We start from the raw sequence: 9609 nt of genomic DNA on the forward strand, positions 1-9609 counted from the left end.
TGCGTAGGAGCGGACTCCGTCCGCGATTGACTTACCGCCACTCCGCTCTGGCAGGGAGTTGGGCAAAACCATCGCGGACGAAGTCCGCTCCTACACGCGTGCAGAATTCAGTGTGGGAAGTGGGAACGCATCCAGGCCAGATACTCGGCGGCGCCCGGCTCGCCTTCGCGTGGCGCCCATTGCCCGCGCTCGTCTTCGCCCAGCGGCACGAACGGCCCTGCCTTGGCTTCGAACATCACGCTGTCCGGCTCCAGCGCCACCATGGCGTGGAAGGTCCCGGGCGGCAGGTCCGCACCGACGCACTCGCCGCCCACGCGCAGTTCGCGAGTGGCCAGCAACTCACCGCTGTCGGAGAAGATCAGCAGCCCCAGCGCGCCTTTTACCACCAGCAGGCTTTCGGCTTTGTCCGGATGGCGATGGCAATGCGGCGGAATATAGCTGTCGGGTTGCAGCGCATTGAGCAGGCGATGGCAGGGCTCGGTCTGCTCATGGAAGTTATGGTTCTGCCGGCGCCGGGGGCTGGCGGCGGCAAGGGCCGCGACCTCGTCGAACAGCGCGCTGTCGAGGAAACGCGGCCCGTTCATCCTCAGAGCCCCTTGACGGCAAAGATGCCGGCGGCGTTGCGCCAGTAACCCTTGTAGTCCATGCCGTAGCCGAAGATGTAGCGGTCGATGCAGGACAGGCCCACGTAGTCGGCCTTCAGGTCCGGGCGGGCCTTGCGGTCGTGGTCCTTGTCGATCAGCACGGCGGTGTGCACGCGCTTGGCGCCGGCGTGCTTGCAGAAGTCCATGATCGCCGAGAGGGTGTGCCCTTCGTCGAGGATGTCATCGATGATCAGCACTTCACGGTCGATGAAGGAGATTTCCGGCTTGGCCTTCCAGAACAGCTCGCCACCGGTGGTCTCGTTGCGGTAACGGGTCGCATGCAGGTAGGAGGCTTCCAGCGGGAAATTCAGCAGCGGGAGCAGCTTGCCGGAGAAGATCAGGCCACCGTTCATCACGCAGAACACCACCGGGTTGGAGTCGGCCAGGGAGCCGTTGATCGCCTCGGCCACACGGGCGATGGCGGCCTCTACCTCGGCGTTGGTGTACAGGCAGTCGGCTTCGGCCATGACTTGGCGGATGTGCGCGAGATCGACGGACATGGGGGTTCTCCCGTGAAAAAGTGCGCAAAGGTACCTATCGGCGTGCCATGGAGCAAGGGTCAGCGGACGAATGTCGCCGACAATCGTGGCCCAACGTAGCTAGGATGCATTACGCTACCGCAATTTTTTTGCCAGCCCGTCCGGAGAACCCGTCCATGCCCGTACTCGAGATTCGCCATCCCCTGATCCGCCACAAGATCGGACTGATGCGCCGTCACGATATCAGTACCAAGAACTTCCGCGAGCTGGCCCAGGAAGTGGGCGCCCTGCTGACCTACGAGGCGACCAAGGACCTGCCGCTGGAGAACTACGAGATCGAAGGCTGGGCCGGCCCCGTGCAGGTCGAGAAGATCGCCGGCAAGAAGATCACCGTGGTGCCGATCCTGCGCGCCGGCATCGGCATGCTCGACGGCGTGCTCAGCCTGATTCCGGGCGCCAAGGTCAGCGCCGTGGGCGTGGCGCGCAACGAGGAAACCCTCGAAGCGCACACCTACCTGGAAAAACTCGCGCCGGATATCGCCGAGCGCCGCTCGCTGATCATCGACCCGATGCTGGCCACCGGCGGCTCCATGGTCGCCACCATCAACCTGCTCAAGAAAGCCGGCAGCAAGGACATCCGCGCCATGGTGCTGGTGGCGGCGCCGGAAGGGATCAAGGCAGTCAACGATGCGCATCCGGACGTGCTCATCTATACCGCCTCCATCGACCAGTGCCTGAACGAACACGGCTACATCATGCCGGGCCTGGGCGATGCCGGTGACAAGATCTTCGGCACCAAGCAGAAGGAAACCTGATTCATGGCCGATGAATTCAACGAACCTCTGTGGCGCCAGGTCATCTCTGGCGCGCAGATGCTCTTCGTGGCCTTCGGCGCGCTGGTGCTGATGCCGCTGATCACCGGGCTCGACCCGAACGTCGCGCTGTTCACCGCCGGCTTCGGCACCCTGATGTTCCAGATCGTCACTGGCCGCCAGGTACCGGTTTTCCTGGCGTCGAGCTTCGCCTTCATCACCCCGATCATCCTCGCCAAGGGCCAGTTCGGCCTGGCGGCGACCATGGGCGGCGTGGTGGCGGCCGGCTTCGTCTACACCTTCCTGGGCCTGGCGGTGAAGGTCAAAGGCACCGGTTTCATCGACCGCCTGCTGCCGCCAGTGGTGATCGGTCCGGTGATCATCTCCATCGGCCTGGCCATGGCGCCGATCGCCGCCAACATGGCCATGGGCAAGGCGGGTGACGGCACCGAGCTGATCCCATACAAGACCGCCATGTTCATCTCCATGCCGGCGCTGCTGACCACGCTGATCGTCGCGGTATTCGGCAAAGGCATGCTGCGCCTGGTGCCGATCATCGCCGGCGTGCTGGTGGGCTATGGCCTGTCCTTCGCCTTCGGCGTCGTCGATGTCGCCAAGATCGTCGCCGCACCGTGGCTGGAGCTGCCGAAGTTCACCGCGCCAGAGTTCAACTGGCAGGCCATCCTGTTCATCGTCCCGGTGGCGCTGGCCCCGGCCATCGAGCACATCGGCGGGGTCATCGCCGTTGGCGGCGTGACCGGCAAGAACTACCTGAAGACCCCGGGCCTGCACCGCACCCTGCTCGGCGACGGCATCGCCACCTCTGCCGCCGGCCTGTTCGGCGGCCCGCCGAACACGACCTACGCGGAAGTGACCGGCGCGGTGATGCTGACCAAGAACTACAACCCGAAGATCATGACCTGGGCGGCGGTGTTCGCCATCAGCCTGGCCTTCGTCGGCAAGTTCGGCGCCATCCTGCAGAGCATCCCGGTACCGGTGATGGGCGGCATTCTCTGCCTGCTGTTCGGCACCATCGCCTCGGTGGGCATGAACACCCTGATCCGCCACAAGGTCGACCTGTCCCAGGCGCGCAACCTGTGCATCGTCTCGGTCACCCTGGTGTTCGGCATCGGCGGCGTGCTGATCGGCACCGGCACCGGCCCGGACGACTTCGGCCTGAAGGGCATCGCCCTGTGCGCCATCGTCGCGATCCTCCTGAACCTGATCCTCCCCGGCGAAGAAGGCTGGGAGAACAAGGCGCTGGAACAAGGCGCCGACGACGGGAAGTCCGCCGAGTGATTGGCAAGGGCGCCGCCTGAGCGCGGCGCCTTGCCCACGTAAAGTTCGGCGAACGCAGCATGCCGATGACGGTCCATTCAGCATGACAGTTCGATTCCGACAGGAGGCCTTGGTTATCCACTCCGCCTCGCTCTGCCCGCTCCAGCTGCCAGAGGTACGCCCATGAGCCGTGCCTGGTGGCTGCTGCTCGGCCTGATCGGCGCCTCGCTGATCCCGCTCGCCCTCGGCGGCCGGGAAATGCTCGATCACGTCCTCGCCTTCCCCCTCGACAAGCTGCTGATCATGTTCGGCATGATCTGCCTGTGCTGGCTGATCAACGCGCAGAAGCTCCGCGTGCTGCTCAATGGCCGCGCCGGCGAGATCGGCAAGGTCCGCTCGGTGGGCATCATCATGGCCTCGGAGTTCGCTTTCTATGCGACCCCCGGCGGCACCGGCGGCCCGCTGACCCTGATGGCATTGCTCGCGCGCCACGGCATGCGCCCGGCGCACAGCAGCGCGATCTTCGCCGTGGACCAGTTGAGCGACCTGCTGTTCTTCCTCTGCGCGCTGGCGGCGGTGCTGGTCTGGGCTTTGTCGCATAGCGTCAGCCCGAACCTGGAGACCTCGCTGATTACCAGCGGCGTGCTGCTGGGCGGGATATTCTTCGGCGTGGTGCTGCTGGCGCGGTTCCAGCGCAGGGTGATCAGGGCCAATGGCCGGCTGTTCAAACGCCTGGGGATGAAACCGCGCACGCGCCTGCACTGGGCGCGCAAATGCCTGCACTTCCGCGACACCCTGGTGAGCTGCCTGCGCCAACCCAAACGCCGGCTGGCGCTGATCTTCTTCTTCACCTGCTGCCACTGGATCCTGCGCTTCTCGGTGCTCTACATCACCCTCAATGCGCTGGGAGTGGACCTGCACTGGGCCTGGGCCTTCCTGATCCAGCTGCTGTCGCTGGCGGCGGGCCTGGCCACGCTGCTGCCGGGTGGCGCGGGTGGTACCGAACTGACCAGTGCCGCACTGCTCGCCCCGCTGGTGGGCAAGTCCACGGCGGCCGCGGCCATCCTGATCTGGCGCGTGGTGACCTACTACTTCTACCTGGTGATGGGCGCGCCGGTATTCGCCCTCATGGCGGGGCGACCGCTGCTGCGCAAGCTGATTGGGATGCGGGAACGCGCCTGAAGCTCAGTCGCTGGCGGGCTTGTCTTCTTTCTGCTCAGGCTTGAGCGAATCCCAGAGCTCGGCGGCGCCGGGAAACTCGGTGCCGTCCTCGTCGCTCAGCGCGTCGGGGTCGTAGCGGCTGGTGCAGCCTTCGCCCAGAGTGGGCGGCGGGGTGGCGGTGCCGGGGTTCTTCGGATCGTTCATCACGGCGATCTCCGTTGGGCGCAGCGCCCGCCGTCCGTGGACAGCGGGCGCATGCGGAGTACCCAGTGTAGCGAACGAGAGCGTGTGGATCAGTCGAACACCACGGTCTTGTTGTCGTGCACCAGCACGCGGTCTTCCAGGTGGTAGCGCAGGCCACGGGCCAGCACCAGCTTCTCGACGTCCTTGCCCAGACGCACCAGGTCCTCGATGTTGTCGCGGTGGCTGATGCGCACCACGTCCTGTTCGATGATCGGACCGGCGTCCAGCTCTTCGGTCACGTAGTGGCAGGTCGCGCCGATCAGCTTCACGCCGCGCAGCGAGGCCTGGTGGTATGGCTTGGCGCCAATGAATGAGGGCAGGAAGCTGTGGTGGATGTTGATCACCTGGTGGCGATACTTCTGGCACAGGTCCGGCGGGATGATCTGCATGTAGCGCGCCAGCACCACGTTGTCGGCCTGGTGCTCGTCGATCAGGCGCGACACCTGTTCGAAGGCCGGCTGTTTGTTCTTCGGGTCCACCGGGACATGGAAGTACGGGATACCGTGCCACTCCACCATGCTGCGCAGGTCATCGTGGTTGGCGATCACGCAGGGAATCTCGCAGTCCAGCTCGCCGCTGTGCCAGCGGTGCAGCAGGTCGGCCAGGCAATGCGATTCGCGGCTGGCCATCAGTACCACGCGCTTCTTCACCGAGGAGTCGGTGATCCGCCACTCCATGGAGAACTCGCGGGCGATCGGCGCGAAGGCCTGGCGGAAACCGTCGATATCGAACGGCAGGGAATCGGCACGAATCTCGTGCCGCATGAAGAACCAGCCGTTGTCGTTGTCAGAATGGTGACTGGCCTCGGTGATCCAGCCGTTGTAAGTGGCCAGGAAATTACTCACCTTGGCGACGATGCCGACCCCGTCGGGGCAGGCGATCACCAGTCGGAAAGTGCGCATGGGTGTACTCCAGATACATCGCGAAGGCCGCCATTCTAGCGGCTCGAAGGGAAAAGTTCAGCCATCGCCGTGGCACGCCGACGAGAGCGTATTGCGCATTCACGTCAATGTCCTCGTTAGTTACAGACGAGTGAACTACTTAAATACTTTGGCAATTACCCACAAAACTTTTCCCAAGCATTTACTTGAACAACTTCGCTGACTATTATGAGTGCTACAAACTATCCGCCACCGCTGGACCTCAAGAATAAGGTACCCAACATGTCGCTGATCAACGAGTACCGCGCCACCGAAGAAGCCATCAAGGAACTTCAGGAGCGGCTGAAATCCCTGGAACAGGACGACAAGCTGAAGAAAGAGCTTGAGTTCGAAGAGAAACTCCGCGCACTGATGGGCAGCTACGGCAAGTCCCTGCGCGATGTGATCGCCCTGCTCGATCCGGACGCGAAGCTGAGCAAATCGCCGCGTACCGCAAAGACCACCGTGAGCAAGCGCGCTCGCAAGGTCAAGCAATACAAGAACCCGCATACCGGTGAAGTCATCGAGACCAAAGGCGGCAACCACAAGACCCTGAAGGAATGGAAAGCCAAGTGGGGCGCCGAGGCCGTGGAAGGCTGGGCCACCCTGCTGGGCTAAGCTTCACGGCAATAAAAAACGCCAGCCTTGTGCTGGCGTTTTTTATTGCCCGCAGAAAACCCTGCAGCGCTACAGGGAATATCGTGAACGCAGGACCTCGGCAAACTTCGCCCATTCTTCGAGAACCCGCCGCCCTTCCGGCGTGACATTGAGCAGCTGATCGCGCATTGCCATGTCGAAGTTCGACAGAGTATTCGGCGCGCCGAACTGCGGGTCACTCAGGCGTGCACGGCAGAAGTCCTGCCATTGTTGCTGTTCCACGGGACTCAAAGTACCTGGAAAATTTCGCGCACGATAACGGAACAGAAGTTCCGGAAGTCGCGGATCGTCGAACGGCCATTGCTCTTTCGACAATCGACTCGGATCGGCCTGACGTACCTGTTCGCAGAGTCTGCGATCACGATCGCCGATAAATCCGTCGTACAACTGCTGTTCCGGGTCGTCGCAGCCAGCGAAACTTTCTTCGGCATACAGAGGTGCCAGTTTTTCCTGCCAGACTGCCTGATCTTGAGTCAGCGTTTGCGCAGCTTTCAGACACGCATCCAAGTCAAGGCCTATACGTTCGCGATCCTGCGCCCGCAGTACAGACAAGGGGGCTACCACCGGGCAACGGTTGATGTGCAGGAGCTTCAAAGGCACCGGTAGTTCGCCCTCGGCCAGCTCGTCGCGGCGTGTGTACAGCCGCCGGCGCAACGTCTCGGCATCCAGCGTCAGCAACGGCGAGACATCGACACCCAGGTCGCAGACGATCAGGGCATTGCGGTTGCGTGGGTGCCGCGCCAGCGGCAGCACAACGGACAGATAATGCCGGGCGCCGGAGAACATGCCGGAGATGTGCACCAACGGCTGCAGCAGGCGCACCTGGTCGAGCACGCCCTGCTTGCTGCGCAGGCGGAACAGATAGTCGTAGAGCTTGGGCTGGCGGTCACGGATCAACCGCGCCAGGGCAATGGTCGCGCGGACGTCGGACAGCGCGTCGTGGGCCTGGCCGTGGTCGATGCCATTAGCCGCGGTGAGGCGCTCCAGCTTGAGGCTCACGACGCCATCCTGCTCCGGCCAGACGATGCCTTCCGGACGCAGCGCATAGGCGGTGCGCACCATATCGATGAGATCCCAGCGACTGTTACCGCCCTGCCACTCGCGCGCATAGGGATCGAAGAAGTTGCGGTACAGGCTGTAGCGCGTGACCTCGTCATCGAAGCGCAGGGTGTTGTAACCCGCCACGCAGGTGCTCGGCTGTGCCAGCTCGGCATGCAGGCGAGTCATGAACTCCGCTTCGCTCAGGCCCTTCTCTTCCAGCCGATCCGGCGTGATGCCGGTGACCAGGCATGCCGCCGGGTGCGGCAGGATGTCGTCGCTCGGGCGGCAGAACAGGTTCAGCGGTTGGCCGATTTCGTTGAGGTTCTCATCGGTGCGAATCCCGGCGACCTGCAGCGGCCGGTCGCGGCGCGGGTCGATGCCGGTAGTTTCGTAGTCGTACCAGAAGATGCTGGCGCTCATGCACATGTCCTTGCCTGCAAGCGATTGCGTCGCAGTCTAACAGTGCTGCCCGGCACACTTCCAAAACCGGGCGGTGGCACCTTGCCAGCGATCGCTTATATGATGGACCTCGCAAGGACACCCATTGGAAAGGACTTCCTACCATGCAAGACATTTCTGCGCAGAATCCGTACAGCGCTCCGCTGAGCAACCTGCAGCCAGGCGCTTCGCAAGCCACCGTCCCCTCTGTTGCCGACGCCCTCGCGCGTGGCTACGACTTCAGCATCAACGACCTGCTGGGCGAGTCCTGGCGCCGCACCAAAGGCACCAAGGGCCTGATCATTGGCGGCTTCGTGGTGTTCTATGCGGCGATCTTCGCGCTGGTCAACATTCTCAGTCTGTTCCTGACCATCGTCGGCGTAGCCGGCCTGGCGGGCGCCGGCCTGCTCTCCGGCGGCGAGCCCGACGGTGGCATGGCGCTAGGCGCCATCGCGGCCTTCATCATCGGCTCCGTGGTCCTGAGCTTCGCCGCCACCGCGCTGTGCTATCCGCTGCTGGCCGGCGTGAACATGCTCGGCATTCGCCGCGCGGCCGACCAGCCACTCCGCTTCAACGAGATATTCAGCCACTTCGGCCGTACCTTCCAGGTGGTGGTCTGCGTACTGCTGAGCACCGTACTGATCTGCATCGGCTACGCCCTGTTCGTGCTGCCCGGCATCTACCTGAGCATCGCCTACCTGCTCGCCGTACCGCTGGTGGTGGAGCGCGGTCTGTCGCCCTGGGCGGCGCTGGAAGCCTCGCGCAAGGCGATCACCCAGCACTGGTTCAAGGTGTTCGGCCTGCTGCTGGTGTTCGGCGTGCTGTTCATGCTGAGCACGCTGACCTTCGGCATCGCCCTGATCTGGCTGCTACCGTGGGTAATTGTCTGCATCGGCGTGCTGTATCGCACCATCTTCGGTGTGCTGCCGGTAAACGTCTGAAGGCTCGCGGGGAGCGGCCGACATGCGCCGCTCCATTGCCAGCGTCCTCACGGAAGCTTCCATAAGAGTTTTGCGAAACGTCCTGACAACCGGCATTAGCCTGCCCCGTCACACTGCTGCGCCAACCTGAACAGCCCTGGAGCACGTAGATGAGCATCGACACTTCTCCCAATCCCTTTGCAACCCCCAGCAGTTCCCTGCAGGACCCCATCGCCAGCGGCAACGTGCCGAGCATCGAGGAAGCCCTGTCCCGCGGTTATGACTTCTCCATCGAGGCTCTGATCAAGGATGCCTGGGCACGCGTCAGCGGCACCAAGGGCCTGATCGTCGCCGGCTTCCTCGTCTATATCGTGGTGGTCCAGGCGGTCAGCTTCGTGCTGGGCCTGATCCTCGGCGTGGGCTACGTGGCCTCCGGCACCGAGCCCGGCATCGGCGCGACCATCGTGCAGATGGTCGTGGGCATCCTCGCCGGCACCGTGGGCTACCCCTTCCTGGCCGGCATCAACATGCTCGGCATCCGCCGCGCCGCCGGCCAACCCGTCTCCTTCAACGAGATGTTCAGCCACTTCGGCCAGTTCGTTCCGCTGCTCATCACCGGCCTGGTCATGACCGTCCTGATCTATATCGGCATGTTGCTGCTGGTGCTGCCGGGCATCTACCTGAGCATCGCGTACATCCTGGCGATCCCGCTGGTTGTGGAACGCAAGCTCAGCCCCTGGCAGGCCCTGGAAACTTCGCGCAAGGCCATCACCCAGCACTGGTTCAAGGTCTTCGGCCTGTTCGTCGTGCTCGGTCTGATCATGATGGTGAGTGCCATTCCCCTGGGTATCGGCCTGGTCTGGACCCTGCCGCTGGTGATCATCTCCGTCGGCGGGCTGTACCGGACGATCTTCGGCGTGCTGCCTCCGGCCAACTGAGCCACGTCAGTCCATAAACACCAGCGCGGTTGCCTCGCCGGACCGCGCTGGCTAGCATCTGGCATCCAGCCTTCGACA

General features: G+C 63.5%; 11 protein-coding genes. 6 read left to right on the plus strand and 5 right to left on the minus strand.

Annotated elements, in window-relative coordinates:
* Positions 1-107: 107 nt before the first annotated feature.
* Both JVX91_RS28290 and JVX91_RS28295 read right to left on the minus strand, forming a co-directional pair.
* Entirely contained in the window at positions 108-584 is a 477-nt protein-coding gene (locus tag JVX91_RS28290; protein ID WP_205337326.1) for a WbuC family cupin fold metalloprotein, read from the minus strand.
* Positions 585-586: 2 nt separating this feature from the next.
* Positions 587-1144 (minus strand): hypoxanthine-guanine phosphoribosyltransferase, encoded by a 558-nt coding sequence (locus JVX91_RS28295; RefSeq protein WP_205337327.1) that lies wholly within the window; start codon positions 1142-1144, stop codon positions 587-589.
* Positions 1145-1299: 155 nt separating this feature from the next.
* Here JVX91_RS28295 and upp point away from each other — a divergent pair, with 155 nt between their 5' ends.
* The 3 genes from upp (at position 1300) to JVX91_RS28310 (ending at position 4395) form a co-directional block, all read left to right on the plus strand.
* Positions 1300-1938 carry a uracil phosphoribosyltransferase gene (gene upp / locus JVX91_RS28300; RefSeq protein WP_152225787.1) on the plus strand — a complete coding sequence of 213 codons (639 nt, stop codon included), beginning with the start codon at positions 1300-1302 and terminating at the stop codon, positions 1936-1938.
* A gap of 3 nt (positions 1939-1941) precedes the next feature.
* Positions 1942-3234 (plus strand): uracil-xanthine permease family protein, encoded by a 1293-nt coding sequence (locus JVX91_RS28305; RefSeq protein ID WP_205337328.1) that lies wholly within the window; start codon positions 1942-1944, stop codon positions 3232-3234.
* A 162-nt stretch (positions 3235-3396) separates the two neighbouring features.
* Complete coding sequence (locus JVX91_RS28310) at positions 3397-4395, plus strand: lysylphosphatidylglycerol synthase transmembrane domain-containing protein (protein WP_205337329.1); 999 nt, start codon at positions 3397-3399, stop codon at positions 4393-4395.
* Positions 4396-4398: 3 nt separating this feature from the next.
* Here the strand turns inward: JVX91_RS28310 and JVX91_RS28315 are convergent, their stop codons facing one another.
* Both JVX91_RS28315 and purU read right to left on the minus strand, forming a co-directional pair.
* Positions 4399-4578, minus strand: a complete 180-nt coding sequence (locus tag JVX91_RS28315) for a hypothetical protein (protein WP_205337330.1) — start codon at positions 4576-4578, stop codon at positions 4399-4401.
* An 89-nt stretch (positions 4579-4667) separates the two neighbouring features.
* Positions 4668-5519: a formyltetrahydrofolate deformylase gene (purU, locus tag JVX91_RS28320; RefSeq protein ID WP_205337331.1), complete on the minus strand. Its 852-nt coding sequence runs from the start codon at positions 5517-5519 to the stop codon at positions 4668-4670.
* Between the two features lie 261 nt (positions 5520-5780).
* Here purU and mvaT point away from each other — a divergent pair, with 261 nt between their 5' ends.
* On the plus strand, positions 5781-6155 hold the full coding sequence (gene mvaT / locus JVX91_RS28325; RefSeq protein WP_205337332.1) for a histone-like nucleoid-structuring protein MvaT: 375 nt from the start codon (positions 5781-5783) through the stop codon (positions 6153-6155).
* Between the two features lie 69 nt (positions 6156-6224).
* Here mvaT and sbcB read toward each other — a convergent pair whose 3' ends face one another.
* Positions 6225-7661: an exodeoxyribonuclease I gene (sbcB, locus tag JVX91_RS28330; RefSeq protein ID WP_205337333.1), complete on the minus strand. Its 1437-nt coding sequence runs from the start codon at positions 7659-7661 to the stop codon at positions 6225-6227.
* A gap of 137 nt (positions 7662-7798) precedes the next feature.
* Between sbcB and JVX91_RS28335 the strand changes: the two genes are divergently transcribed.
* Together JVX91_RS28335 and JVX91_RS28340 are read left to right on the plus strand one after the other, a co-directional pair.
* Positions 7799-8614, plus strand: coding sequence for a hypothetical protein (locus JVX91_RS28335; RefSeq protein ID WP_205337334.1), 816 nt, complete (start codon positions 7799-7801; stop codon positions 8612-8614).
* Positions 8615-8763: 149 nt separating this feature from the next.
* Complete coding sequence (locus JVX91_RS28340; RefSeq protein WP_205337335.1) at positions 8764-9531, plus strand: hypothetical protein; 768 nt, start codon at positions 8764-8766, stop codon at positions 9529-9531.
* Positions 9532-9609 lie beyond the last annotated feature (78 nt).

This window comes from Pseudomonas sp. PDNC002 (genome assembly GCF_016919445.1).
Lineage (GTDB): Bacteria > Pseudomonadota > Gammaproteobacteria > Pseudomonadales > Pseudomonadaceae > Pseudomonas.